The following is a 24,113-nucleotide window of genomic DNA, read 5'->3' on the forward strand; positions in this document are numbered from 1 at the left end:
ATTTCTTAACCCTTTTCGATCAATCACCACATTTGAATGGAGGATTCGTCATGAAAAAAATTCTGTTTCTCGCCCTGTCCCTGACCGCCTCGCTGTCGGCCTACGCCCAGCCAGCCGTGGTCGCACCGGATGCCGTTCCCTATGCGTATGGCATGCACCTGGATATCGCCAAGGTGATTCACATCACCCCGACGGCGGATGTCTGCGGCCCGATGCCCGTGCAAATGACTTACCGCGATTCGCACGGTGATACCCACATCCTGGAATACAGCGTGATCGGCAGCGGCTGCACCAACTGATCGTCACTTACTCAACACCCAATGAAAGGTAACCATCATGAAAGCGCTCATCGAAGGTTTTTTGAAGTTCCAAAAAGAAGCATTTCCACAACGCACTGACCTGTTCAAACACTTGGCCACCACGCAACATCCAGGCACGTTGTTTATCACCTGTTCCGACAGCCGAGTTGTACCGGAACTGCTGACCCAGCAAGAGCCTGGCGAACTGTTTGTGATCCGTAACGCCGGCAACATCGTGCCGTCCTACAGCCCGCACTCCGGTGGCGTGTCGGCCACGGTCGAATACGCCGTCGCCGTACTGGGCGTGACTGATATCGTGATCTGCGGCCATTCCGATTGTGGTGCCATGACCGCTGTCGCCAAGTGCAAGTGCATGGATCACCTGCCAGCGGTCGCCGGTTGGTTGCAACATGCCGAGTCAGCGAAAGTCATCAACGAATCCCGTCCTCACGTCAGTGAAGCCGCCAAAGTCAGTTCCATGGTGCGTGAAAACGTCATCGCCCAACTGGCGAACATTCAGACTCATCCAAGCGTGCGCCTGGCTCAGGAAAAAGGTCTGGTGAATCTGCATGGCTGGGTCTACGACATCGGGACCGGTTCAATCGACGCCCTGGACGCCGACAACAAGACCTTCAAGTCACTGGTCAAGTATCCGAACACCGTTGCCGTTCATGCCCGTCCAGCAAAAGCTGTTGCCTGAATCAGCCTCTAATTTTCGAGAGTCCTCAACATGATTGAAGTCACCATGTACACCACCACGACCTGCCCCTACTGCCGTAATGCCAAGCGCTTGCTTGATGCCAAAGGGATTGCGTACAAGGAAATCGATGTACGCTCAGTCGATGTGAAGAACGAAATGGTCAGCCGAAGCGGTCGCCGTACCGTCCCGCAGATCTTCTTCGGCAACTGGCACGTTGGCGGCTTCGATGACTTGGCTCAACTTGAAAGCGAAGGCGGCATCGACCAGGTACTCAACCCGCGCATGGCGGGATGAGCACCGATGACGCCAGCTCACACATCCAGCACCAGGGGGGCGTCGCCCCCCTTGGCTTGCGCTGGCACCGCACAGCAAATCAGTACCTCTCCTTCGGCCGGCATCTCAGCCGGCAGGTTCAGATAATGCACTTGGCCACTGACCAATCGGGTCCGGCATGTACCGCACGATCCGCCCCGGCAACTGAAGTCCGGGTTCAGGCCACGGCTCTCGGCCAGTTCCAGTAAACTCCCGCCACCCGGCTCCCAACGAGCTTCCTTTGCCGACGCCGAAAACAGCACTTTGACCGGGCTGCTTGCCGCGGGTATCTGCTCGACCGCCGGGGTTAGATGATCCCGTTGGCGAACCAGAGTCGAAGGGCCGAAAGTCTCCGCGTGAATACGATCATCACCAATACGCAACTGACGCAGGCCGTCGTACAGCGCCTGGGTAAAAGCACCAGGGCCACATAAGTAAAAATCGTAATCGTCCAGGGGCAGCAATGCCTTGAGCAGCTCGACATCCACCCGCCCCGCCACCTCAAAATCCTCACCAACGCGAGCGTGAGTTTCCGGCTGACTGAGCAGACGCAGCGCATGAATTTTATTCTTGGCACGGGTCGCCAGTTCGTAAAGCTCATCGCGAAACCCGAGTTCCCCCAGGCTGCGCGCACTTTGGATGAACCAGGTGGGTCGAGTACGACGGATACGTTCGCCTTCATAAATGACTTCACGCAGCATCGACAGCAGCGGGGTCACGCCCACGCCCGCGGCCAGCAAAACCAACGGACGATGCTCATCGGCTTGCACCGTGAAGCGCCCTTGAGGGGCACGGGCTTCAACCAGATCCCCCACCTTAACGCGGTCGTGCAGATGCGACGAGATGAGCCCGTCACGCTTGACGCTGATGCGGAAAAAACTGTCCGACGGCGCACTCGACAGGCTGTAGGTTCTGACCAGAGGCGCCTGGCCTTCAGCAAGGCAAAAGCGCACCGGCAGATGTTGGCCAGCCTCGAAGCGAGGTATGCCCGCGCCATCGGCCGGTTCAAAGTAGAAGGAGCGAATGGAACTGCTCTCGTCAACGATCCGCGTCACCCGCAGCGGTCGCCACTGATCGCGCAGGTTATCGGCTTGCAATCGGCCCTCAGCTTGCGCCCAACTTCCGGTCAGCAGGCTATTGGGCGAAAAACCTTCAAACCGCCAACGTAGGGCCAACACGGCCTGACGTCGGACCACCTGTTCCACGGTCAGCGTCCAGAGCCGCTCAGCCCCCTGAAAGGCAGCAATCTCCGGCCCCTCGAGAATGATTTCGGTACGCCCGCTGACTTGCAGCATGTCGCCTGTTTCAAAATCGATGAACACCAGCCCCGCGCGCGGGTTGAGCAGGAAATTACCCAAGGTGTTGAAGTGCAGGTTGCCGGCAAAATCGGGAATCGTCAGCACGTTGCCTTCGACCCTGACGAAACCTGAATTGCCACCCCGGTGAGAAACGTCCACCGAGCGCCGGGATGCATCGCCATCCAGGTCGACATAGCTGGCGAGGAAAAAAGTATCGGCCTTGCTGATGGCCGATTTCGCGGCTTCATCCAGTTCGCTGAGATATTCGGCCGCAACATTGGCTGAGGCGTGGCCAAGGCTGACCGGTTCAACGCCTCGCAACTGAATGTACTGCGGGCAGTTGCCGAAAGCGTGCACCACAGAAACGGCAATACCGCCTGTCGAGGCGGTCCTGATGTTGCCGTTCATGCGATTGCGCCTTCGGGTCTTCAGGTCAATGCCCAGCAGTCCCACCGCAGCGCCCTGCTTAAGGGCCGCCCTGACCGGATCACCCTCGGCGGGGAGCCGGTCGAGTTGCAATACACGCGGATCGGGCGAATGGATGAAGCCAGGGGGGCCTTCGATCAACGTGGCCCAAGGCATCCCTTGTTCATCGACCGCGCCCACCACCAGGTAAGGCAACTGGTTGTAAAACAATCGATGCTGATCAGGCATGTGGTCCCGTACAACCTTGCGTCCGAATATCTCCATTTGATCGGCGACGCCGACACTTTCCTGCAATTCACGCTCACCCGCATGCCAAGGGGATGCTCCTGGCGCGTCCGACTGATTCATGATCACCTCTACGCATTCGTAAACAGGTGCCCTTCACCCGCCGCCCGGCGAGGAATGGTTGAATCCCCGGCAGCGGGGTCTATTACGCAGTTGCCGGTGATCATCAACTCTGCGCTTTGCAACCTCATGAAACTTGAGACAGACCCTGCACGCACTCGAGCAACCTGAAGTCGCCCAAGTGGGCAGTGACCCCGCTATGGAAGCCCATAAAGCTTTTTTCTGTCTTGGTCAGTTTGACCCGATGGACGAATTTGCTCCCCTTTGGCGTAGGCCCGAACCACTGCGGGGCGCCTACTGATTTTTTCCAGCCAAGCGGCGACGTTAGGATAACCATCGAGCGTCATTCCTTGCTTGTCATGTTGCAGCACCCAAGGATAGATCGCCATATCGGCAATGGAGTACTCGCCGGCGACGTAAGGTCGTTCGCTCAATTGCTGCTCCAGAACGCCATACAAACGTTCGGTTTCTTTACTGAACCGAGCCACGGCGAGCGGCACCTGTTCAGAGGCGTAATTAAGGAAGAACACTGCCTGTCCCGCTATCGGCCCCAGGTTCGCCGCTTGCCAGAACAGCCACTGCATGACTTCAGCCGCCCCTTTCGCATCGGCGGGGATGAATTGCCCGCGACGCTGAGCCAGGTACAACAAAATCGCCCCTGACTCAAAGACCGATACACCCGTCTCTCTGTCGACTATCGCGGGAATGCGCTGATTGGGCGAAATTCGGGTGAACTCAGTGGAAAATTGCTCACCATTGCTGATATTGACGGGATGCGCGACGTAGGGATGTTCCAACTCCTCAAGAAAAATGGCGACCTTCTGCCCATTGGGGGTTGGCCAGTAGTAGTAATCGACGGCATTGGAGAGATTGAACATTGGGTGACCTTTTTCGGCAGCAGAATGAAAACCTAGGCCACATACTCGTCAGTGCTCAGCTCAAGGCAGCCATGAACGCCGTCGGAGTTGGCGGATCATTTCAGGGCACTTGCGGCGTTTCGTACCAATCACGGTCGGGGGTGGCGAAGCGCATCTTCTTGCGGATAAAAGCGGCATTTTCGACGCTGGTTATTTTTTCGAGCAGTACGAATGCAACTTCGGTGGCAGTGCCCGGCCCGCTTGAAGTGATGATCTGGTCATCGACAACCACGGGGCGATCGACAAAGCGTGCACCGGTTTCCAACAGTTGGTTTTTCCGCTTGCCGCCCTCCTGGTGGTAGGTCGTGGCGTTCCTGTCACGCAGCACGCCGGCCACGCCCAGGCACACGGAAGACACGCAAACGCTGGCAACGGGTTTACCGGCTTCGACGAAATGCCGGATGGTCGCCAGGAAGGGTTCGCTCAAGGCTTCCTCGTAAAAACCCGACGGTTCAAAACCACCCGGCAGTGCCAAGGCATCGAAGCTGCTCACGTCCAGTTCGCTCAATAAAAAACCCGGATTGAGCGTGAGACCGAAGGTGGTCACGATCTTTCTGCGCAGGCCGGCGTTGACCAGTTCCACAGGGTAATCACCCAACAGGTTGGCCCAGCCAAGCACATCGGTAAAAGCGGCCATTTCCAGTGGCTCTACGCCGTTGGCCAGTAACATAAGCACGCGTTTCATCGGTCATGAGCCTTTGCTGTACAGCATGGAAGAGTGTGTGTGCTTATGCTCCGCCTTAACCGCGGTACAGAGAACGACCACAAAATACAATCCACTATTTCGCTGACTGAAATGCCTGGGATCAAGGAGTATCCGGCTGCATGGCTGGATGCTCGCGCAGGCCATCGACGATGTGGTCAACAAAACTGCGCACCCGCATCGAGGCCTTGCGCCCTTCGCGGTACACCACGTGCACCGGCAGCGCCGGTAACTCATAGGGCTGCAACACACGCCGCAATCGCCCAGTGTTCAAATACTCGTACAACGGATAGCTCAGACAACGGGTAATGCCGGCGCCATGAGCGGCTGCATCGATGGCCGCCTGTACCGTCGCGCAATTGATCCGTGTCCGGGCTTTTAGGTGATTCACCTCACCGTCGTGGTGGAAGTCCCACTGGACATTGTCTCGATAAGCATGGGTGGCGACGAGTCGATGATTTTGCAGATCCTCCGGTACGCCGGGCTCACCGTGAGTAGCCAGATAAGCAGGGCTGCTGCATACCATCGAGCGTACATAGCCCACCTGTCGTGCGATCAATTGCGAACTCGGAAGATTGCCGACCAGCACCGCCACATCGATGCCCTCTTCATTCATGTTCGGAAAACGATCATGGTATTGCGCAAAGACTTTTACCTCGGGATACAGACTCATGTAGTCCGTCAGAATCGAGGTCATGACATAACGGCTGAACAGCAAAGGCATCAGCACCGTGAGATTGCCTTGGGCGTGAACGTGCAAGCCCTTGGCCGAAGCCTCTGCGTCTTCGATGGCCCTGAGAATGCGTGAACAATCGGCCATGAAGCCGGTGCCGGCCTCGGTCAGCGACACCCCGCGGGTGCTTCGAAGTAACAGCGGCACGCCGAGACGTTCCTCCAGCCGTGCAATGGCACGAACGACCGTAGGTCCGGACACCTCCAGACGACGGGCCGCAGCAGCCAGACTGGGATGCTCCGATAACGCTTCGAACATCAGCACTTGATGGTAGCGATCCATCAGTTGGACCCCTTCACCACAGCCTTGAGCGCCGAATCCTTGCCGAGTCGATCCGCGAGAAAATCCACGAAGGTACGAACCTTTGCCGGTATGCGGGTGCTCTTGAGGTAGACCACTTGAATGGGCAGCGCAGGTGGTTCGAAGTCCTCCAGCACCAATTCCAGTTCGCCAGCCGCCACCTGGTTGGCCACCTGATAGGACAACACCCGCGTGACGCCCCAGCCCAGACTGGCGATATTGATCGCGGCCTGATTGGCGGTGACTACCAATCGCGGTTCGAATCGAAAGCTCAGTGCGTTGCCGTCGTTGACGAATTGCCAGTCGCTCAGCAAATGACTGGCCGAAGACATGACGATGTTGGCGGTACTGAGTTCACCGGGATGACGCGGCCTACCGTAGCGTTCGAAATAATCGGGAGTACCGCAGATCACTTGGCGTACTTCGCCGACTTTTATGGCGTGCTGATTGGTCTCGTGCAAATGACCAATGCGGATGGCCACATCAATACCCTCGTCGGCCATGTTCACGACACGATCCACCAGCAAGGCATTGAGGTGCACCGAAGGAAACTGGTCCACGTACTCGGCCAGCAGCGGCGCGACGTACAACTCGCCAAACAGCACCGACGCGGTCACGGTCAAATGCCCGCACGGTATCGAGTAACTACCGGCAGCAGCCTCCTCCGCCTCGTCGATATCACTGAGGATTCGCCGACAATCCTCGAGAAAGCGTTGACCCGCTTCGGTAAGATGCAGGCTGCGAGTGGTTCGAGAAAGGAGCTGTGTGCCGATTCGCTCTTCCATCGCGGCGATGGCACGAGTCACGCTGGGGGGAGAGATATTCAACAGGCGGGCGGCGGCGGCAAAGCCTTCTTCCTCGGCTACGGCCATGAATATCTGCATTTCTTGAAAACGATCCATAGTCGCCCCTGTCTTGATGAAAGGACAGCGAGGTATCTGGCCGCTTGCGCGGGAAGGCCTGATTGCCAGTATCGTCGGCTACAGCGAATTTCGCACGCGCCGTCGGGCTGGCTGCATGTACGTAAAGCGTCCTGGAAGAACTGCGAAACAAATGAAAAGGAGCTGGCCGGAATTATTCTCCCGGCAAGCGCCTTCAGAATCGAGTCAAGCCTCTTGCAAGCCTACAGCAGTACGTTGCATGCCAACGAAGTTCGGCAACCCTTCGATGCGGCTCAACCAGGCACGGACATTCGGGTAGTCAGTCAGCGCCACGTTACCTTCCGGTGCGTGGGACACGTAAGTGTAGGCAGCAACATCGGCGACGGTCGGCTTGTCGCCGGCCAGGAATGGGCTCTGACCCAGCTCCTCCTCCATGACCTTGAGCAGCGCATGAGAACGTTTGATCGTTTCATCGGCGTCATAACCGGCGCCAAACACGGTGATCAATCGCGCGGTGGCAGGGCCCGAATTGATTTGACCGGCGGCCACCGACAACCAGCGTTGAACCTTGGCTTGCTCTACCGGATCGGTCGGCAGCCATTGGCCCTTGCCATATTTGGCGGCGAGATAAACCACGATGGCGTTGGAGTCTGCCAGGACGGTACCGTTGTCATCGATCACCGGCACTTGGCCAAAGCGGTTGAGCGCCAGGAAGTCAGGCGCTTTGTGCGCGCCCTTCATCAGATCCACGAATACCAGTTCGGTTGGCAGTCCCAGCAGGGACAGCATCAATTCGACCCGATGAGAGTGGCCAGACAAAGGGTGACGATAAAGTTTGATCGCTTGCTGGGACATGACGTACTCCGATTGTTATGTGAGTTCGACCCGGTGATCGCGTCGATGGAGTTATCTTCCCCTCCTCTCATAAACAGCGGAATGACCAGCAATTACAATCCAGCATTTCATTGCGTGTAATGATCAGTTCTTTGCCGAACCTACTGACCCACCTGCACGCCCAGCATCAACTCCTTAAAGGCGACTGACGCCGCGCTGTGATAGTTGTTTTTACGCCGCAGCAAGGCGGCTCCGCGCCGAGGCCCCTTGTCCAGCAGCGCGAGCTTGCGCAGGGCGCGGTCCTGGGTAGCGATGGGTTCAGGAAGAATAGTGGCGACCGCCGTGTGCCGCATGACTTCCAGCAACGTGTTGACCGAATTGACCTCGATCACCACCTTGGGAGTGATCTGCGTCTTGGCGAAGTATTCGTCAATACAGATGCGGGTGGCGAAGTCGGGAGTCAGCAACGCAAAGTCCAGCTGAGCGACCTGCTCGGCGGTCAACGGTTCCTTACAGTCGTATAACGGATGATTCCGCCCCACCATCAGTCCCAGGGTTTCAATAAAAGCCGGGATTGTTTCGATGTCGGCATTTCTTACATCGTCAAACGCAATGGCGATATCCAGTGAATCATCCGCCAGGCCGGTTTCGATATCGGCCATGGAGAGTTCAAAGATCTCCAGATGGATGTTCGGATAGAGAGCCATGTAGTCGCGCACCAACGATCCTACCAGGTACGCCATGAACGTCGGTGTCATGGCCAGGCGCAGGGTGCCGCGGGACAGATCCTTTACATCGTGCAATGCACGCTTGCCAGCTTCCAACTCAACCAATACGCGACGTGCACATTCGATGTAAGCCTGCCCCGCATCAGTAGGTTTTACCGTGCGCGAGGTCCGGTCGAACAGCACAACGCCGAGCGTCTCTTCCAACTGCCGGATCTGTTGCGACAAGGTCGGCTGGGAAACATGCAGCGCCTCGGCGGCGCGGGTGAAGCCGGCGTTATCGGCGACGGCCAACAAATAGCGCAAGTGTCGTAGCAGCATGGGATTCCCCCTCTATAGGCCCTACTTATGCGCCGCATTGTATATCGGTCTTGGACGCTATGGAGCAACCTGACAACCGCCACCTAGCAAACCCGGTAGGAGAAACACCATGCAACAGTCCCCTATTGCGGCGGTGTGGCTTTGAAGCTGGGCAGTTCCTGAATCCGGTGCCGCCAATCAGCGAAGCCACTGATGGCAAATACTTGCTCTGCGTCCGGAGTCATCGACAGATAAGCACAAGCTTGTCGGCATACGGGGCCTACGGCGGCATGAAGGCCGCGAGGGAGGTCAACGTCAGTCAGACGTTGCTATAACCGATGTTGGTGGTGTCGTACACCTCGGCAAGCCCATTTAATGTAGACCATCCGATGCTCGCTCTTCCCGCTCCGTTCAAATCCCACTCAATTTCAAGCAAAAGCGCGCGCCTGACTCCGCTTTGTTTTCTGCGCGAGCTTGCCTACCAACCGAATCGCAATGGCCGAAAACATGATGCCGAACGGCACTACATACCAGGCGCTCAGGGGTATGCGCTTGAAGTTGGAATACGTGAACACGACCGCGAGCACCCACATCCCACTGACGTGCAAGGCCTTCCAGGTTTTGCGACCTATCAGACGTGTGGTGGTCTTGAAGGACGTCAAGGTCATCAACAGGATGAACAGATAGCCAAGCGTTCCAGGGAGGTTGGTCAGGGTGCTTCGACCGGGCCAGAATTCAGTGTTCAGTTGACCGTACTTGTAGATCAGGATCGCATGTAGCAAGTGAGAGAACGCGAACGCCAGTCCAATGAAACGACGCTCGCGAACCAGCGTTCTGGAAAACGGCGACGGTATCAGAACTGCGAATGCAGAGGCGGTGAACGCCGCGAGAAACAGCGAAAATGACGTACGCGCCGTGGCGCGGATAGCGCTGCGCAGGCCTTCTATCACGTCTGGATTCAACGCCAGGATCAACGCCGTCATCACCAATATCAGCAAACACAGCAGACCGAACAGCGACCAGCCTTCGTAACGAGGTAATTGGACTTTCATGGCAAGACTCTTGAAAAAAATGTATGGGGTTGGCCGTTTGCCGTCATCTGCCAGAGACAGGCGTACGCAGGGTCACAAACTCTTCCGCTGAAGTCGGATGCACACCGATGGTTTCATCGAACAGGCGCTTGGTGGCGCCCGCTTTCAGCGCGATGGCCAACCCCTGGATGATGTCTCCGGCGTCGGGGCCGACCATGTGCGCGCCCAGCACCCGATCAGTCTCAGCATCCACCACCAACTTCATCAGCGTCTGCTCGGACGATTGCGTGAGGGTCAGTTTCATCGGTTTGAATCGGCTCTCGAAAATCACTACCGGGTGGCCATTGTCCAGCGCCTGTTCCTCAGTCAGTCCAACGGTGCCGATATTGGGTTGGCTGAACACGGCGGTGGGGATGTGTCGGTAATCCACCGGGCGATATTCTTCGGGTTTGAACAGGCGACGCGCGACCGCCATGCCTTCCGCCGTGGCGACCGGGGTCAGTTGCACTCGGCCGATCACATCGCCCAATGCCAGAATCGATGGCTCGCGCGTTTCGAAGTTGTCGTTGACGTCGATGTAACCCTTGTCATTGAGTTCAACGCGGGTGTTTTCCAGGCCCAGATTGTCGAGCATGGGCCGGCGGCCAGTGGCGTAGAAAATGCTGTCGGTCTCCAGTTGACGACCGTCGTTGAGCGTCGCCAACAGACTGCCGTCCGCCTGTTTGTCGATCTGCACGATATCGGTGTTGAACTGCAATTGCAGACCGCGTTTGGTCAGCTCTTGCACAAGGTGCGTTCGAACCGACTTATCGAACCCGCGCAGGAACAGATCACCACGGTAAAGAAGGCTGGTGTCGGCACCCAGGCCATTGAAGATCCCGGCAAATTCGACGGCGATGTAACCGCCGCCGACCACCAATACACGCTTGGGCAGTTGCTTGAGAAAGAATGCTTCATTCGAGGTGATGGCGTGCTCGCGACCTGGAATATCCGGAATCTGTGGCCAGCCACCGGTGGCAATCAGAATGCGTTCGGCGCTGTAACGCTGGCCGTTGATTTCGACGTGATGGGCATCGGTCAGCCGTGCATGACCTTCGAGCAAGGTCACGCCACTGTTGACCAGCAATGTGCGGTAAATGCCGTTGAGTCGTTCGATCTCACGGTTCTTGTTGGAGATCAATTTTTCCCAGTCGAATTGCGCCTTGCCGGCGGTCCAGCCAAAGCCCTCGGCCTGTTCGAAGTCGTCGGCAAAATGGGAGCCGTAGACCAGCAGTTTCTTCGGCACACAGCCGACGTTGACGCAGGTGCCACCGAGGTAGCGACTCTCGGCAACCGCCACTTTCGCGCCGAATCCTGCGGCAAACCTCGCTGCACGAACACCGCCGGATCCTGCACCAATCACAAATAAATCGAAGTCGTAGGTCATCTCAATTCTCTGCAAGGTCGCACAACGCATATGCAGCCAAATATCGTTAAAGGGGAGAAAAACGAAGTTTCAATGCACGCAAAATCGGGGCGCACAGTGTCAAGACCGAAGCCTTGTTCTGATGCGAGCTGGATCTGTGCGTGACAGGAGCCGACCTGTATTCGCTAGCCAGCGCTCCCATCAATTGGGGCAGCAAAAAGCCGCCTTCGTATTCGGTATGAGCCATGGCTGGCGTATCCAACCAAGGGTTACCGTCGCAGGAATGAGCGACATCAATCATGTGGGGACTCCCTCAATGGACACTGCGTTAACCAAAAATGGGTCAATTGCTTCTGGGTTCAGTCTCACCATCCAGGGGCAATAAGAGAACCAGCAGGGATCTCATGACTTAATTGTGCTGAGTGAAATAATCCAGTGAGGTATTGCTCTGCACATACTGATCAGGCGCGGCATGAGCGTCTCTGGCGAGCTCATTGATAGCCTCACAGTGGCAAACGCCAGAGCAACCATCGGTTTTTCAATGTTTGGCGATAAGCAATTCATGCGCGACTTTCCCGCAGCAACTGACGAGCTGAGTCGGCCATCACAGTAAGGGAGCCTGCCAGCATCAATACGTCTTTGAGCACCAGGCGACCGCCACCGGACAGGTAGGGAAAACCGTGTTGAGCGTCGCCCAGAGCCCCCACCCAGGCTTCGGGCGTGGTGATCAGAAAGCTCAACGTCACCAGCGGCGTACCGAAGGCCAATGCACCACCGAGTAAGCCGGTGCGTCGTGAGAGCGGGTTGGACAGCACCAACAGTCCAATCAGGAGTTCGACAAGGCCCAGACCGGTCGAGAACCCGTAGGTGTTGTTGGCTGTCTGCCAGGCGCGCTTGTCCGCGTTCAGTTCGCCTTCATGTGTCAGATGAGCCTTGTACGCTTGCGGGTGTTCGTAGAAGAACGACATGAAGGGGCTGTTGGCGACAAATGGTGTGATGCTATCGGCTTCGTAGGGGACGAATTTGAGTGCGCCGATCCACAGGAAAACGACGCCGATTGCCAGTCGCATGAGCGAAGCGCCAAAGGTATCGACTTTGCTGAGGAACCGTAACCAGGTGGTAAATGAGGTGAGCATGAGACTTCTCCAGAACATTGAATGTGGAGCTAGTCTGCGGGTTTGGCGAACGGTGCTTTTGTTCGTCATGCTCAAGTTGTTGCTTGATCGTCTCAACGTGACCTTCACGCTTCAATGACGTAAAAAAGCCTCGGCACTTTGTAGTGCCGAGGCTGCGGTGGACGCGATGTCAGACTGGTTTTTCAGCGTATCAAACGCTTCGAGCGTGCGTAGCGAACAGATGCTCAATCGGCTCAGCTTTTATTGCGAAAGACTCAACATGAATTCAATCGATAAACTCATCAGCTTGGCCAATGTTCGCGGCAGCCTGGATTTGCGCTGCCAGTTCGAAGGGGATTGGGCGCGGGAGCATGAGCAGGAGCCCCTGGGCAAGGCGCCCTATCACATCGTGCTGGCCGGAGAGTGCCGGGTAGATTTTCCCGATGGTCAACGCGTTCCCATGAAGGCCGGGGACATTTTACTGCTGCCAAGTGGCGCGCCGCATGTCATGCACAGCCCTGGTAAAACCGTGGCGCCGACCGTGCCGGAAGTCACCGAAGGTGGTGTTGTGCCGATGCATCGTATTGGCCGGGCAAGTCGCGACTTCGACATGCTTTGTGGCGGGTTTCACTTCAATCGCACTTCACTGCTGTTCGCCGCATTGCCCGAATACCTGGTCATCCCGCCCACCGCCGCTGGGCAGTTGCCTGCGCTGGTGGAAATGCTGCGCGGTGAAGCGGACGGCGACCAGGTCTGCTCCAGATTCATGCTCGACGCGCTATCCCAGGCGTTGTTCACCTTGATCCTGCGAGCGCACCTGGCAAGCGATGGCCAGACCACCGGCTCAATCGCCTTGCTCAGCGATAAACGCCTTGGACGCGCGTGGCAGGCCATGTTGGCCGACCCTGCATTCGAGTGGACCGTTGAAGGACTGGCGGAAATGGCGAGCATGTCCCGCGCAACATTTCTGCGCGCCTTTGCACGCGTGGCAGGCGCATCACCCTGGGTGCTGTTGACTCGGGTTCGTATGGAAATGGCGTTCAATCTGCTGCGCCACTCTCATTTGGGGTTGAGCGATATTGCCGTGCAGGTCGGGTACCAGTCGCAGTCGGCATTCAGCAAGAAATTCAAGGAATTTTACGGGGAAGCACCGGGAAAACTGCGCCGCGGGATTTAGTTCTACTGTTTGACGCGATTCGTCTGCTTGTGCGCTCAAGTTCGGGTTCGTAATTTAGCCATCAGGCAACATCGTACCGTCCTACAGCCCTCTCCAGGCGGTGTAACAGCAACGGTTGAAAGGCCGTCGCTATATCCAGACTCTGCGTGATAAAGCCCCGATCGAGAGAGGAAACACTCTGTCGGAGGTGATTGCCCAGTAAGAAGGCAATCGACGTATCAACGCTCAACCCCCGGCCATTTCAGAGAGTGAAATATTAGATTGTTCTTTTTGGTCGTTCTCACGCCATTGATACAAGCAGACCATGATCCACGCAGTCGATCCATTCGTAACAGGTTGCAGATCGGTGCTCGATGACCTGTGGGCAGGCGGTTCTGCACCCGTGTCAAATTTACCTGACTGCGTCAATCTTCTATACACAGGAACACTCGATGAAACAGCTACTTGCAGGGCTTGCTCTCGCAGCAATGATCAGTTCGACCGCGGCAATGGCCGCTCCGGTCAAACCAACCGTTGTGTTGGTGCACGGCGCCTTCGCCGACTCCAGCAGTTGGAACGGTGTGGTAAAAATTCTGGAAAAGGATGGATATCCGGTAATTGCAGCCTCCAACCCACTGCGCTCGCTCAAGGGTGACGCACAGTCGGTAGCTGATGTGTTGGCGAGCATCAAGACTCCAATCGTCTTGGTTGGGCACTCTTATGGCGGTCCGGTCATCAGCGAAGCTGCCTACGGAAATGCCAACGTCAAAGCCTTGGTTTACGTCGCTGCTATTGCACCCGATGCAGGTGAGTCCACCGCAGACCTGGCAGGTCGCTTCCCAGGTAACACGCTTGGCCCAACCCTGGCATCACCGGTTGAATTGGCCGACGGTGGTAAGGACCTCTATATCCAACAGGACAAGTTTCACGATCAGTTTGCCGCGGACGTATCGAACGCCGACGCCAAGGTGATGGCTGCGACCCAACGCCCTGTGACCGCAGCGGCGCTCAACGAAAAGTCGAGCGAACCCGCGTGGAAAACCATTCCTTCATGGTTCGTTTACGGTGACAAGGACAAGAACATCCCTGCGCAAGCCCAGGCGTTCATGGCTGAACGAGCGCATGCCAAACAGACCGTGGCGGTCAAAGGCGCGTCTCATGTCGTGATGGTGTCCAATCCGAAGGTCGTTGCCAGCCTGATTGAAGCGGCTGCCACTGCCAAATGACGATTGCTTGCAACCGTCACGGAACGGTCGCGGCTTCCGTTCAACCAGCATCTGGCCGAAAGGCCGGATGCACTTGCAGACCCTCGACAATGTAGTCGACAAAACTGCGTACACTCATCGTTGGAGAGTTTGTGATGACTTCAAAAGTGCTCGTTCTAACCGCGACCGCCAGTATTCTCTGCGGGCTAGCTTTCTCTATTGTTGCATCCGCTGATTCAACCCCTGGTCCAGCCGCAGAGGGATCGCCAGTTTTCGGTGTGACACTCCCACCGGGCTACCGGAACTGGCAATTTGTCAGCATTGCTCATGAAGAAGGTGATAAACCTGACATCCGTGTAATTCTGGGAAATGATGTCGCCATGAAAGCGTTTAGGGATGGGACTCTTCCATTTCCAGATGGCACTATCATCGCTCGACTCGCTTATAAATATGAATCCTCCGCGCAAAACAATGCTGTGTTTGGTCGAGACCAGTCTTTCATCGCGGGCGAGCCCACGAACGTCCAGATCGAAGTCAAAGACTCCAAGCGTTACGCCAGTACAGGCGGATGGGGTTACGGGCAGTTTGAAAACGGCAAGCCCAATCCCAGTGAAAAGATCATCAATGGCTGCTTCGCTTGCCATACGAAATTGCCCCCTGCGACGGACCTGATCTTCACGAAATATTCCGAATAGCCGATCCAGCTCGGGAACAACCTTCACTAGACTGGTGCCAATCGATGCGAGGACTGCTTAAATTTTCAACAGGGGCTTGGTCTTCTCTCTATCCCATTAGGCGCATTTGGGAACTGGCTCTGTATCATCTGGTATTCCAAGTGTCACTTCCTACACAGCGTATGCGCCGCCCGATCGATCGTTTGAGCAGCGCAACCACTTGAAGTTGGTCGAAACAACTCGACCTATGAATCAGGCGAGGTAGCCGCCGTTCACATCCAACACGGAGCCGGTGATGTAACTGGCTGTTGGTCCCGCCAGGAACAAGATACCCGCTGCAACTTCTTCGACGGTCGCCATGCGGCGAATGGCATGTACATCCATAAGGCTTGGTGGCAAACCATCTTTCGAGGCAGCAGCCATGTCTGTAGCCATCAGGCCTGCCTGGACGACGTTGACCGTAATGTTGCGTGCCCCCAAATCGCGGGCGGCACCCTTCGAGTAGCCAATTACAGCGGCCTTGGTGGCGGCGTAGTCAGCAGTTCCAGGAAATCCGGCACGGGTACCGAGACCGGAACCAACTGAAACGATGCGACCGCCTTCTGGCAGATACTTCACTGCGGCCCTGATATTGGCGACCACACCTGCGACGTTGATTGTCCATTGGCGATCCATTGCATCGTTGTCGATGCTCGGGTCGTCCAGCGTCTTGCCTTGCCAGGCCACGGCTGCGTTGTTCACCAAAACATCGAGTCGGCCGAAGTATTCGACCACCTCTGCCATCAATGCATCGGCTGTTTCAGGGGCGCCTTGATCTGCCTTGATCGCACGGGCCTTGACGCCTCTCGACTCTAGATCAGCCACTACCGACAACGCCTTTCCTTCGGACTCGACATAGGTGATTGCGACATCGGCGCCTTCGTCAGCGAACGCCCGTGCAGTGGCAGCGCCAAGACCGCGGGAACCGCCGGTAATCAGTACAACCTTGCCGGTGAAAATCTTGCTCATGGAACACCTTCTCTACTTCGTGGGTATAACGATGGGTTTGGTTTTCGAATCTTTGCTCAGGCCATCTAGCAGCAACGCAGCGATCAAACAGAGCACCCCGGCGACAATCAGTGTGTCGCTAGGCCCTATCGATTCGATCATCAGTCCACCGCTGAAAGCGCCAAATGCCAGCGCGATTTGGGCAACGCTCACAAAAAGTGCGGCACCGCTTTCGTAATTGTCGGGAGCGGCTTGGTACATCCAGATCTGCATACATACCGGGATCGCGCCAAAAGCGAAGCCCCATACTGCCGAGAACAGGTAAGCGGACAGAGGGCCCTGCACGAGTAATCCGCCGAGCAAAATGGTGGTTCCCAACAACACCGACATAGCGATGAACGCTCGGCGAATGCTTTTGTCAGCTGCTATTTCGGCAAAGAAATTTCCGGCAATGCCGAATAGGCCATAGGTGAAAAGCAAGCGAGTCAGGGTCAACTGATCGACACCCGTGAACGTTTTCAGAAACGGTTCCAAATAGGTGTAGCCAGCGAATTGCCCAGCGAAGAGAAACAGCGTGGCCAGCAAGCCCAGCCGTGCCTGCGTGACGGTAAACAAGGCGCGCAAATGGTGAAGACCAATGGACTGATGGACCGGTAAAGAGGGCACCAACACCAGCTGGCTCATCAGCACAATCATCCCCAACCCTGCATTTGCCAAAAATGCCTGGCGCCAGCCCAGCCACTCGCCGATTTGGGATCCGGCTGGAACGCCGAGAATCATGCCGATCGATATGCCCGCTGAAATCAGAGCGGTAGCACGAGCACCTGATGCGTGTGGGACGAGCCTTCGACCCGCGGATACGGCAAACGTCCAGAAGCCACCAACTGCCACGCCTAGAAATACCCGCCCTACTAACAGCAGTGTCACGTCACTTGCGAATGCGACGATCAGGTTCGACACGCAAATCAGCACGGTCATGCAGAACAGCATCAAGCGGCGATCCAGACGCCCCGCCAGCAATGTCAAAGCAGGAGCTGCGAACGCAGCGACGAAGCCTGGAGTAGTGACGCTCAGGCCGGCGATTCCTTTGGTGATATCGAGACTGTCTGCTATCGGTGTCAGGAGGCCTATCGGTAAAAACTCACTGGTGACCAGCAGGAATGTACCCGCGGCGACCGAGAGAACGGCCAGCCAAGCCTGCCAAGTTGTCGGTGGACGTTCTACGTTCTCGCAGGATGAAGGCATGGAAAGGCTCTATTAAATACCGATCGTTATGATAACGCACGGTATTGATAACCAGAACCAGAGTCAACAGATTCAGTAACGATCTGTATTTTTTCTAGGCATCCACGAAGTTTATGGCGGATAATGAAACGCCTTTTTTTCAGGAATCGATATGGGACGGCAGAGAGAATTTAGCCCCGACGATGCACTTGACGCAGCTCTGACCGAGTTTTGGAGCAAGGGCTATGAAGGCACATCCTATGCAGACCTCAGCGCAGCGACCGGTGTCGCTCGCCCCGGCTTGTATGCAGTTTTTGGTAACAAGGAGGAGCTATTCTTCAAAGCGCTTGACCGCTACGAAACGCTCTACATGGGATTCATGGGGCAAGCGCTTGCATTGTCGAAAGCAAAAGCCGTAATTGGGGCGATCCTGAGTGGCTCGATCAATCTGCAAACTGCGCAGGAAACTGCAAAAGGCTGCCTCGGCATCAATGGCGCGATCGCATGCACCGAGCCCTCGGAGCCCGTCCGCCTGGAGCTTGTCCGGCGCCGCAAGCAGTCCGAAAAGGCTTTGGCCGTACGTCTGCAACAAGCCAAGGATGAGGGAGATCTACCGCCAAGCGTCGTGCCAAAAGACCTGGCACGTTACGTGATGACGGTGACTCAGGGTATGGCTGTACAAGCTAAAGCCGGGGCAAGCAAAGCTGAATTGCGGCGTGTAGCAGACATTTTGCTGGCTCAATTGCCGTAGGCTTCAATCGGCACGGAAGTGTTGGCAGAGCGATGCTTGAAAATGCTCCAACAGAAAATCGATGAACACCCGTGTTTTGGCCGGCAACGATTTTTTGGAAGAGTAGTAAACCGAGACCACGCCTAGATCTACATACCAATCAGGTAATAATCGAATCAGCTCACCGCGTTGCAACCAGGGCCACGCACGATCCAAAGGCAGCAGCGCAACACCTAGCCCCATCACAGCACAGCTGCACAGCGCTTCTGGGTCGTTCATGATGGCTGTTGGTTTCAGGTTGAGGTCGAACCGCCCTTCCCCATGATCACGAAGCGTCCAGTTCAGCAAACGCCCTGAGTTGGTCGAACGCATTACGATGCCCTCCACCCCCTGCAACTCGCTGGGCGTAGTGGGTAGCAGCTTGCCTTCCAGCCATGACGGAGCAGCGACAGCCACGAGATGAAGTTTGGCCAGTTCTCGGGCCACAACGCCAGGTGACAATTCCATGCCGCCACCGATAGCGACGTCAAAACCTTCGCCGATCAAATCTACGCGTCGGATTTCCAAGTGCCAATCCGGTACCACAGCGGGGTAACGCTGCTTAAAAGTCTTGAGCAATGGCAATACATAATCGTAAGCGAATGACGGTGACAAATTGACCCGCAATCGCCCTGCGGGGACTTCTCGGGCTTCGCCTATCTGGTTGATGGCGCCCTGGATGGTTTCCAGGCCTTCTGCGACCTGTTGGTAAAACAACTCTCCCGCCTCGGTGAGGGTGAGACTTCGCGTGCTGCGGTGAAACAACCGCGTACCCAGTTTGGCTTCAAGCCGCGCCACATTCTTACTCACGGCAGCAGAGGTAACCCCCATCCGCCGAGCGGCTTCGGAAAAGCTGCTGGCTTCCGCTGCACGGACGAAGGATTCAAGATTACCCAGGGTTTCCACGATCATCTCCAACTTTTGGTTGAAGCTGATTCTACCTATTGAAGACTAATTTATCTTTGATGCTTTGGTCATGATGGGCTTCCTCCTGGTCATCAAGATTGGAAAGCAAAGCATCATGGCAAAAATTCTCGTTACTGGCGCGACAGGCCGATTGGGCAATGCTGTCTTGCGTTCACTGGTAAAAAAAATCCCGGCATCGACTGTTGTGGCAATGGCACGTGATATTGAAAAGGCTGAGCCTCTGGCTGCACTAGGTATAGAAGTGCGCTACGGGGATTACACCGATTACGATTCGTTGGTGGCGGCATTCGAAGGCGTAGAAAAAATCTACCTGGTGTCAGCCGTAGCGTTCAGTGATCGTCTTGCCCAGCATAAAAACGTGATCGTTGCCGCCGGCCGGGCGGGTGTACGCCATGTGGTTTACACCAGTATTCAACGGATCAACGATGAGCTGGCACCTATTGAAGGAGTGACGGAGAGCGATATAGCGACCGAGCGACTGCTTGAAAAATCGGGCCTCACGTACACGATTATTCAACATCCGCTATACGCCGACGATTTGCCCTTCCTCATCGGCGCCGATGCAGCAAAAGAAGGCTTCAGCGCCCCAACAGGTCGAGGTCGAGCCAGCTTCGCCACGTATGCCGAGCTGGCAGAGGCCGGTGCCGCACTGTTAACCCAAACAGGGTATGAAAATCGTACTTGCCTGCTGAACTCGGGAGAAACGTGGTCATTCCAGGACATCGCTGACGGCTTGGCTCGACTGACGGGCAAGCCGGTTCATTACCAGCCAATGTCCGTTCAAGCATTCATCGCCGCTCGGGAGGCTGAAGGCTGGCCAACATCGCTCGCGAACTTCCTCAGCGGTTGGGGTAATGCTATCGATAAAGGCGCTTTCGATCAGAGCAGTCCTACGCTTGAAAAACTGTTGGGACGCAGGCCGAAAGATCTTGAGGGCATTCTACGGGTAGCCTTCAATCTCTGAACACTTTCAGATCCGCCGTTCCCCATCAGATCAATTGCTCACGCCTCTCGTACAAGAATGCATAGAGGACAACAGCTTGAGGCAGGCGGATCAAATTGTTCATATTGAGCAGTGATGCGATTGCTGCCCGACGCGTCATTGCCTGGCGGCTGGCTGCAAGCGGTCTACCCTCATCGTCGCGGGGTGATGCCCGCCGTGCATGCCTGGATCGACCATTTGATCGAATCTTTCAATGCCTGTGGGGACCGACTGATATGAAGGCTGGACGCATGAGCGAAGAGGACGTCGCGCAATTCTGCCTCGCACTGCCCGGTGCGCGGGAAGACTACAAGTGGGGTGGCGTGCGGGTATTTTCGATTGCCGGGAACAAGATGTTCGCCTTGCAGAACCTGCGTGGCGCGTCCCTGGCGTTCAAGGTCGACAAGGATTTGTTTCTCGGCCATTGCGACCGTCCGGGCATTCACCCGGCGCCTTATCTGGCACGGGCCCAGTGGATCATCATGGAAACGCCCTACCCGCTGGGTGCCGAAGAGCTACAAGGGTTGTTGCAACGTTCCCATCAACTGGTGGTGAGCAAACTGCCCAAGCGTACTCAGGTCGGCTTGCTGCTGTAGAACCCGCTGATTCAGAACAGCGCGAGCAGATGGGCGCCGAGGAACAACTGGTCGATCCAGAACACTTGATGCAACAGCACGATGGCCCAGCACACCACCTGAAACGAGAGCTTGCGCGTCTTGTGCCGAAACACCTGCTGCGCAATCAAGGCACCCGGCCAGCCACCGCCCAGTTCCAGCGCGTGCAACACGTTCTCCGGGGTGCGCCAGGTGTCGGCGCGCGCCTTGCGCTTGTCGCTCCAGTACAGGAAGAACGCCAGAACGCTGACGATGCCGTACGCCGCGAGGGGAATCACCGAGACCCCGCGCAGCCATAGCGACATCGAACCAAACAGCGGCAGCGCGCAGAGGATCGCGAACACCACGAGTTTCAGGCGCAGATGCTGCATCTCACCCCCGGACGGGCGCCCGGGGTTGTGGCGCGCGCTTGAATCGCTCATGGCTTGGCCGCGGCCCAATCGACCCAGCCAAACTGCCAGGTCGCGAGGATGAACAGGCCGAACGCGATCCGGTACCAGGCGAACGCCGCGTAGCTGTGGCTGGCGATGAACTTGAGCAAGCCTCTGACAGCAATCATCGCGAAGATGAACGCCGTCACGAAGCCGATGGCGAACACCGGGAAGTCCGCCGGCACGAACAGGTCCCGATACTTGTAGCCCGAGTACACCGCCGCGCCGACCATGGTAGGCATCGCCAGGAAGAACGAGAACTCAGTGGCGGTCTTGCGCGACAAGCCGAACAGCAAACCGCCAATGATCGTCGAGCCGGAGCGCGAGGTGCCCGGAATCATCGCCAGGCACTGGGCAAAGCCGACCTTCAATGCGTCTTTCCAGGTGATCTCATCAACCGTTTCGGCATGCACTTCATGCTGGCGCTGTTCAGCCCACAACATCACGATACCGCCCACGACTAGCGCAGTGGCAACGGTGATTGGGTTGAACAGGTAGTGGTGGATCAGGTCTGCGAATATCACTCCCAACACGACGGCCGGCAAGAACGCAATCAACAGGTTCGCGGTAAAGCGTCGAGCATTTGGCTGTGTCGGCAGGCCAATCACCACGTCGAGGATCTTGCGCCGGAACTCCCACACCACCGCCAGGATTGCCCCGAGCTGGATAATGATGTTGAACGCCATGGCCCGCTCGCCACCGAAGTCGAGCAAGTCGGCCACGATGATCTGGTGCCCGGTACTGGAGATCGGCAAAAACTCCGTCAGCCCTTCTACAACCCCAAGAATCAATGCCTGAAAGGCGGTCCAAAGATCCATCAATCCCCCAAGAAGCGATGCGCCACGGCATGCCCCGTTAATATTTTTCAGAGCGTTTGACTGCGAACAGCGTGGTTAACAACCCGCGAGCGCAAGATCCACGCACAGCCGTAAAAATCCTGTGAAAAATCAACTTGGATTCAGGTTTTTCCGTGCGGGGCCGAAATCCTATCAGACAAGTCCGTTTTACGCTGCCGCGTATTGGACTTGGGTCTCATAGGCCCGTTTGGCAAAGTGTGATTGGATGCTGGCGATCATTTACTACAAGAAAAAGAATCCGGAGTGACAGCGTTATGAACAGCTTGCGCAGTATGTCGATCAGCCGCCGTTTGTGGCTGATCTTGATCGTGGCCGTGATGATGCTATTGACGTTAGGCGTGTTGATGCTCAAGCAGATACACGATGACCTCTACTCCGCCAAGGTTCAGAAAACCCAGCACGTGGTACAGACCGCCAGTGGCATCCTGACTTATTATCACGACCTGGAAACAGCCGGCACGCTCACCCGTGACGTCGCGCAGAAACAGGCACTGACGGCTGTTCGCGGCCTGCGTTATGACCAGAACGATTACTTCTGGATCAACGATCTGACGCCGGTGATGGTGATGCACCCGGCCAACCCGAAACTCGAAGGCCAGAACCTCTCGACGATCCGCGACCCGGACGGTTTTGCGCTGTTCAATGAAATGGTCGCCATCGCCAAGTCCAAGGGTGCCGGCACGGTTGACTACCGCTGGCCGAAACCGGGTGCCAACGCACCGGTCGAGAAAACCTCCTACGTCAAACTGTTCGAGCCCTGGGGTTGGGTGATCGGTTCGGGCGTGTACGTCGATGACGTGCAGGCCGAGTTTTATGGCCAGGTCTGGAAGGCTTCTTTCGTCGGGCTGGTGATTGCCCTGATCATGGCGCTGCTGGTGATCCTGATTGCCCGCAGCATCGTCCGTCCGCTCCAGGAAACCGTGACGGCCATGGCCAACATCGCCAGCGGCGAGAGCGACCTGACCCGCAGCCTCGATACCCACGGCCAGGATGAAGTCACGCAACTGGCACGCCACTTCAACGCATTCACCACCAAATTGCGCCTGGTGATCAGTGAGTTGCAGCTGTCCGCCAGTGCCCTGGGCCAGTCTTCCAGCGACTTGGGCAACGACGCCGCCCAGGCCCAGCAACGCAGCCAACAGCAATCGCAACAGATGGAGCTGGTGGCCACGGCTATTAATGAGGTGACCTACGGTGTGCAAGACGTGGCGAAAAACGCCGAGCACGCCGCCAGTGAAATGCGCGATGCCGAGTCTCAGGCGCAGCAAGGCCAGGTCAACATCGATGGCAGCCTGCAACAGATCGACAAGTTGTCTTCGACCATCGATCAGGCGGTTGAAGTGATTCGCACACTGGCCGCCGAAAGCACGCAGATCGGCAGCGTTCTGGAAGTGATCCGTTCGATTGCCGAGCAGACCAATCTACTGGCACTCAACGCGGCTATCGAAGCCGCCCGTGCCGGTGAACAGGGTCGCGGCTTTGCGGTGGTGGCCGATGAAGTGCGGCTACTGGCCCAGCGCACGCAGAAGTCCACGGCTGAGATTCAGTCGATGATTGAACGCCTGCAGAGCCACTCCGAAGCGGCGGTGAAGGTAATCGGCGACAGCAGTCGCGCATCGCAATTGACCATCGAGCAGGCCGGTCTTGCCGGTGCGAGCCTGAACGCCATTGGCCAGGCGCTGCGTAACCTCAACGGGCTGAACGCCTCGATTGCCAGCGCGACCCTGCAACAGGCGCACGTGGTCGAGGACATCAACCAGAACGTCACCCAGGCGGCGGGTTTGTCGCATAGCACGGCACTGGCGGCGGAACAGTCGAGCCTGGCCAGTGTTCGCTTGAAGGAATTGAGTGAACAGTTGAACGGGTTGCTCAAGCAATTCCGGGTGTAGCAGCGATCCTTGTAAAGCTGCCACGAGGGATGGCGCTGCTGGTTTTACTCGGCAGCGCCTGCCGGTACAATCCG

At 56.7% G+C, this 24,113-nt stretch carries 26 protein-coding genes and 1 pseudogene; 11 read left to right on the forward strand and 16 right to left on the reverse strand.

The window, feature by feature from the left end; translation table 11 throughout:
* The first annotated feature begins 50 nt into the window (after positions 1–50).
* Genes ACA057_RS16855 through grxC form a run of 3 tightly spaced genes read left to right on the forward strand, consistent with a single transcriptional unit; the run spans position 51 to position 1,293 of the window.
* Positions 51–299, forward strand: coding sequence for a DUF2790 domain-containing protein (locus tag ACA057_RS16855; RefSeq protein WP_497340581.1), 249 nt, complete (start codon positions 51–53; stop codon positions 297–299).
* A 37-nt stretch (positions 300–336) separates the two neighbouring features.
* The gene (locus tag ACA057_RS16860; RefSeq protein ID WP_497340583.1) at positions 337–999 is read left to right on the forward strand and encodes a carbonic anhydrase; all 663 of its coding nucleotides are present in this window, start codon (positions 337–339) and stop codon (positions 997–999) included.
* A 30-nt stretch (positions 1,000–1,029) separates the two neighbouring features.
* The gene (gene grxC, locus ACA057_RS16865) at positions 1,030–1,293 is read left to right on the forward strand and encodes a glutaredoxin 3 (RefSeq protein WP_075944497.1); all 264 of its coding nucleotides are present in this window, start codon (positions 1,030–1,032) and stop codon (positions 1,291–1,293) included.
* Positions 1,294–1,310: 17 nt separating this feature from the next.
* Here grxC and ACA057_RS16870 read toward each other — a convergent pair whose 3' ends face one another.
* The 11 genes from ACA057_RS16870 to rclC all read right to left on the reverse strand — a co-directional run bounded on the left by ACA057_RS16870 (position 1,311) and on the right by rclC (position 12,345).
* Positions 1,311–3,383 carry a 2Fe-2S iron-sulfur cluster-binding protein gene (locus ACA057_RS16870; RefSeq protein ID WP_497340586.1) on the reverse strand — a complete coding sequence of 691 codons (2,073 nt, stop codon included), beginning with the start codon at positions 3,381–3,383 and terminating at the stop codon, positions 1,311–1,313.
* 194 nt (positions 3,384–3,577) lie between these two features.
* Positions 3,578–4,258 carry a glutathione S-transferase family protein gene (locus ACA057_RS16875; RefSeq protein ID WP_497340588.1) on the reverse strand — a complete coding sequence of 227 codons (681 nt, stop codon included), beginning with the start codon at positions 4,256–4,258 and terminating at the stop codon, positions 3,578–3,580.
* 100 nt (positions 4,259–4,358) lie between these two features.
* Complete coding sequence (locus ACA057_RS16880; protein WP_497340590.1) at positions 4,359–4,982, reverse strand: DJ-1/PfpI family protein; 624 nt, start codon at positions 4,980–4,982, stop codon at positions 4,359–4,361.
* Positions 4,983–5,103: 121 nt separating this feature from the next.
* Complete coding sequence (locus ACA057_RS16885; protein WP_497340592.1) at positions 5,104–6,015, reverse strand: LysR family transcriptional regulator; 912 nt, start codon at positions 6,013–6,015, stop codon at positions 5,104–5,106.
* Positions 6,015–6,935 carry a LysR family transcriptional regulator gene (locus ACA057_RS16890; protein WP_497340594.1) on the reverse strand — a complete coding sequence of 307 codons (921 nt, stop codon included), beginning with the start codon at positions 6,933–6,935 and terminating at the stop codon, positions 6,015–6,017. Before ACA057_RS16890 ends, ACA057_RS16885 begins: the two co-directional genes overlap by 1 nt.
* A 204-nt stretch (positions 6,936–7,139) precedes the next feature.
* Positions 7,140–7,769, reverse strand: a complete 630-nt coding sequence (locus ACA057_RS16895; protein ID WP_497340596.1) for a glutathione S-transferase family protein — start codon at positions 7,767–7,769, stop codon at positions 7,140–7,142.
* Between the two features lie 140 nt (positions 7,770–7,909).
* Positions 7,910–8,794, reverse strand: a complete 885-nt coding sequence (gene cynR, locus ACA057_RS16900; RefSeq protein ID WP_497340598.1) for a transcriptional regulator CynR — start codon at positions 8,792–8,794, stop codon at positions 7,910–7,912.
* 407 nt (positions 8,795–9,201) lie between these two features.
* A complete protein-coding gene (locus tag ACA057_RS16905; RefSeq protein ID WP_497340600.1) occupies positions 9,202–9,825 on the reverse strand; it encodes a ferric reductase-like transmembrane domain-containing protein in 624 nt (207 codons plus the stop codon).
* A gap of 43 nt (positions 9,826–9,868) precedes the next feature.
* Entirely contained in the window at positions 9,869–11,230 is a 1,362-nt protein-coding gene (gene gorA / locus ACA057_RS16910) for a glutathione-disulfide reductase (RefSeq protein ID WP_497340602.1), read from the reverse strand.
* A gap of 46 nt (positions 11,231–11,276) precedes the next feature.
* Positions 11,277–11,510 carry a hypothetical protein gene (locus ACA057_RS16915; protein ID WP_497340604.1) on the reverse strand — a complete coding sequence of 78 codons (234 nt, stop codon included), beginning with the start codon at positions 11,508–11,510 and terminating at the stop codon, positions 11,277–11,279.
* A 259-nt stretch (positions 11,511–11,769) separates the two neighbouring features.
* On the reverse strand, positions 11,770–12,345 hold the full coding sequence (rclC, locus tag ACA057_RS16920) for a reactive chlorine resistance membrane protein RclC (protein WP_497340606.1): 576 nt from the start codon (positions 12,343–12,345) through the stop codon (positions 11,770–11,772).
* 259 nt (positions 12,346–12,604) lie between these two features.
* On the opposite strand from rclC, the gene ACA057_RS16925 reads away from it, so the two are divergent.
* From ACA057_RS16925 to ACA057_RS16935, 3 genes are all read left to right on the forward strand, one after another.
* On the forward strand, positions 12,605–13,501 hold the full coding sequence (locus tag ACA057_RS16925) for a cupin domain-containing protein (RefSeq protein WP_497340608.1): 897 nt from the start codon (positions 12,605–12,607) through the stop codon (positions 13,499–13,501).
* A gap of 431 nt (positions 13,502–13,932) precedes the next feature.
* Complete coding sequence (locus ACA057_RS16930) at positions 13,933–14,706, forward strand: alpha/beta fold hydrolase (protein WP_497340610.1); 774 nt, start codon at positions 13,933–13,935, stop codon at positions 14,704–14,706.
* A gap of 134 nt (positions 14,707–14,840) precedes the next feature.
* Positions 14,841–15,380 carry a cytochrome P460 family protein gene (locus ACA057_RS16935; protein WP_497340612.1) on the forward strand — a complete coding sequence of 180 codons (540 nt, stop codon included), beginning with the start codon at positions 14,841–14,843 and terminating at the stop codon, positions 15,378–15,380.
* A gap of 231 nt (positions 15,381–15,611) precedes the next feature.
* On the opposite strand, the gene ACA057_RS16940 is transcribed toward ACA057_RS16935, so the two are convergent.
* Positions 15,612–16,367 (reverse strand): SDR family NAD(P)-dependent oxidoreductase, encoded by a 756-nt coding sequence (locus ACA057_RS16940; protein WP_497340614.1) that lies wholly within the window; start codon positions 16,365–16,367, stop codon positions 15,612–15,614.
* A 12-nt stretch (positions 16,368–16,379) separates the two neighbouring features.
* Complete coding sequence (locus ACA057_RS16945) at positions 16,380–17,591, reverse strand: MFS transporter (protein WP_497340616.1); 1,212 nt, start codon at positions 17,589–17,591, stop codon at positions 16,380–16,382.
* A 151-nt stretch (positions 17,592–17,742) separates the two neighbouring features.
* On the opposite strand from ACA057_RS16945, the gene ACA057_RS16950 reads away from it, so the two are divergent.
* Positions 17,743–18,321 carry a TetR/AcrR family transcriptional regulator gene (locus ACA057_RS16950; protein ID WP_497340618.1) on the forward strand — a complete coding sequence of 193 codons (579 nt, stop codon included), beginning with the start codon at positions 17,743–17,745 and terminating at the stop codon, positions 18,319–18,321.
* A 3-nt stretch (positions 18,322–18,324) separates the two neighbouring features.
* Here the strand turns inward: ACA057_RS16950 and ACA057_RS16955 are convergent, their stop codons facing one another.
* Positions 18,325–19,245, reverse strand: coding sequence for a LysR family transcriptional regulator (locus ACA057_RS16955; RefSeq protein ID WP_497340620.1), 921 nt, complete (start codon positions 19,243–19,245; stop codon positions 18,325–18,327).
* A 70-nt stretch (positions 19,246–19,315) separates the two neighbouring features.
* On the opposite strand from ACA057_RS16955, the gene ACA057_RS16960 reads away from it, so the two are divergent.
* The 3 genes and pseudogenes from ACA057_RS16960 (at position 19,316) to ACA057_RS16970 (ending at position 20,844) form a co-directional block, all read left to right on the forward strand.
* Positions 19,316–20,230, forward strand: coding sequence for an NmrA family NAD(P)-binding protein (locus ACA057_RS16960; RefSeq protein WP_497340622.1), 915 nt, complete (start codon positions 19,316–19,318; stop codon positions 20,228–20,230).
* A gap of 111 nt (positions 20,231–20,341) precedes the next feature.
* Positions 20,342–20,488, forward strand: a pseudogene (locus tag ACA057_RS16965) (LysR family transcriptional regulator); the annotation flags it as partial.
* Entirely contained in the window at positions 20,485–20,844 is a 360-nt protein-coding gene (locus ACA057_RS16970) for an MmcQ/YjbR family DNA-binding protein (protein ID WP_497340624.1), read from the forward strand. The pseudogene ACA057_RS16965 and the gene ACA057_RS16970, both read left to right, overlap by 4 nt.
* Before the next feature lie 11 nt (positions 20,845–20,855).
* Here the strand turns inward: ACA057_RS16970 and ACA057_RS16975 are convergent, their stop codons facing one another.
* Together ACA057_RS16975 and ACA057_RS16980 are read right to left on the reverse strand one after the other, a co-directional pair.
* The gene (locus tag ACA057_RS16975) at positions 20,856–21,284 is read right to left on the reverse strand and encodes a DUF1294 domain-containing protein (protein WP_497340626.1); all 429 of its coding nucleotides are present in this window, start codon (positions 21,282–21,284) and stop codon (positions 20,856–20,858) included.
* Positions 21,281–22,111: an undecaprenyl-diphosphate phosphatase gene (locus tag ACA057_RS16980; RefSeq protein WP_497340628.1), complete on the reverse strand. Its 831-nt coding sequence runs from the start codon at positions 22,109–22,111 to the stop codon at positions 21,281–21,283. The genes ACA057_RS16975 and ACA057_RS16980 overlap by 4 nt, the downstream gene beginning before the upstream one ends.
* 293 nt (positions 22,112–22,404) lie before the next feature.
* Here ACA057_RS16980 and ACA057_RS16985 point away from each other — a divergent pair, with 293 nt between their 5' ends.
* On the forward strand, positions 22,405–24,039 hold the full coding sequence (locus ACA057_RS16985; RefSeq protein ID WP_497340630.1) for a methyl-accepting chemotaxis protein: 1,635 nt from the start codon (positions 22,405–22,407) through the stop codon (positions 24,037–24,039).
* The last annotated feature ends 74 nt before the right edge of the window (positions 24,040–24,113 follow it).

The sequence above is a fragment of the Pseudomonas sp. LBUM1661 genome, assembly GCF_059695925.1.

What these genes read in the sequence shown, in the direction of transcription:
- ACA057_RS16855 (WP_497340581.1), top strand. Translation starts at nt 51, where the DNA reads ATGAAAAAAATTCTGTTTCTCGCCCTGTCCCTGACCGCCTCGCTGTCG.
- ACA057_RS16860 (WP_497340583.1), top strand. Translation starts at nt 337, where the DNA reads ATGAAAGCGCTCATCGAAGGTTTTTTGAAGTTCCAAAAAGAAGCATTT.
- grxC (WP_075944497.1), top strand. Translation starts at nt 1,030, where the DNA reads ATGATTGAAGTCACCATGTACACCACCACGACCTGCCCCTACTGCCGT.
- ACA057_RS16870 (WP_497340586.1), bottom strand. Translation starts at nt 3,383, where the DNA reads ATGAATCAGTCGGACGCGCCAGGAGCATCCCCTTGGCATGCGGGTGAG.
- ACA057_RS16875 (WP_497340588.1), bottom strand. Translation starts at nt 4,258, where the DNA reads ATGTTCAATCTCTCCAATGCCGTCGATTACTACTACTGGCCAACCCCC.
- ACA057_RS16880 (WP_497340590.1), bottom strand. Translation starts at nt 4,982, where the DNA reads ATGAAACGCGTGCTTATGTTACTGGCCAACGGCGTAGAGCCACTGGAA.
- ACA057_RS16885 (WP_497340592.1), bottom strand. Translation starts at nt 6,015, where the DNA reads ATGGATCGCTACCATCAAGTGCTGATGTTCGAAGCGTTATCGGAGCAT.
- ACA057_RS16890 (WP_497340594.1), bottom strand. Translation starts at nt 6,935, where the DNA reads ATGGATCGTTTTCAAGAAATGCAGATATTCATGGCCGTAGCCGAGGAA.
- ACA057_RS16895 (WP_497340596.1), bottom strand. Translation starts at nt 7,769, where the DNA reads ATGTCCCAGCAAGCGATCAAACTTTATCGTCACCCTTTGTCTGGCCAC.
- cynR (WP_497340598.1), bottom strand. Translation starts at nt 8,794, where the DNA reads ATGCTGCTACGACACTTGCGCTATTTGTTGGCCGTCGCCGATAACGCC.
- ACA057_RS16905 (WP_497340600.1), bottom strand. Translation starts at nt 9,825, where the DNA reads ATGAAAGTCCAATTACCTCGTTACGAAGGCTGGTCGCTGTTCGGTCTG.
- gorA (WP_497340602.1), bottom strand. Translation starts at nt 11,230, where the DNA reads ATGACCTACGACTTCGATTTATTTGTGATTGGTGCAGGATCCGGCGGT.
- ACA057_RS16915 (WP_497340604.1), bottom strand. Translation starts at nt 11,510, where the DNA reads ATGATTGATGTCGCTCATTCCTGCGACGGTAACCCTTGGTTGGATACG.
- rclC (WP_497340606.1), bottom strand. Translation starts at nt 12,345, where the DNA reads ATGCTCACCTCATTTACCACCTGGTTACGGTTCCTCAGCAAAGTCGAT.
- ACA057_RS16925 (WP_497340608.1), top strand. Translation starts at nt 12,605, where the DNA reads ATGAATTCAATCGATAAACTCATCAGCTTGGCCAATGTTCGCGGCAGC.
- ACA057_RS16930 (WP_497340610.1), top strand. Translation starts at nt 13,933, where the DNA reads ATGAAACAGCTACTTGCAGGGCTTGCTCTCGCAGCAATGATCAGTTCG.
- ACA057_RS16935 (WP_497340612.1), top strand. Translation starts at nt 14,841, where the DNA reads ATGACTTCAAAAGTGCTCGTTCTAACCGCGACCGCCAGTATTCTCTGC.
- ACA057_RS16940 (WP_497340614.1), bottom strand. Translation starts at nt 16,367, where the DNA reads ATGAGCAAGATTTTCACCGGCAAGGTTGTACTGATTACCGGCGGTTCC.
- ACA057_RS16945 (WP_497340616.1), bottom strand. Translation starts at nt 17,591, where the DNA reads ATGCCTTCATCCTGCGAGAACGTAGAACGTCCACCGACAACTTGGCAG.
- ACA057_RS16950 (WP_497340618.1), top strand. Translation starts at nt 17,743, where the DNA reads ATGGGACGGCAGAGAGAATTTAGCCCCGACGATGCACTTGACGCAGCT.
- ACA057_RS16960 (WP_497340622.1), top strand. Translation starts at nt 19,316, where the DNA reads ATGATGGGCTTCCTCCTGGTCATCAAGATTGGAAAGCAAAGCATCATG.
- ACA057_RS16970 (WP_497340624.1), top strand. Translation starts at nt 20,485, where the DNA reads ATGAAGGCTGGACGCATGAGCGAAGAGGACGTCGCGCAATTCTGCCTC.
- ACA057_RS16975 (WP_497340626.1), bottom strand. Translation starts at nt 21,284, where the DNA reads ATGAGCGATTCAAGCGCGCGCCACAACCCCGGGCGCCCGTCCGGGGGT.
- ACA057_RS16980 (WP_497340628.1), bottom strand. Translation starts at nt 22,111, where the DNA reads ATGGATCTTTGGACCGCCTTTCAGGCATTGATTCTTGGGGTTGTAGAA.
- ACA057_RS16985 (WP_497340630.1), top strand. Translation starts at nt 22,405, where the DNA reads ATGAACAGCTTGCGCAGTATGTCGATCAGCCGCCGTTTGTGGCTGATC.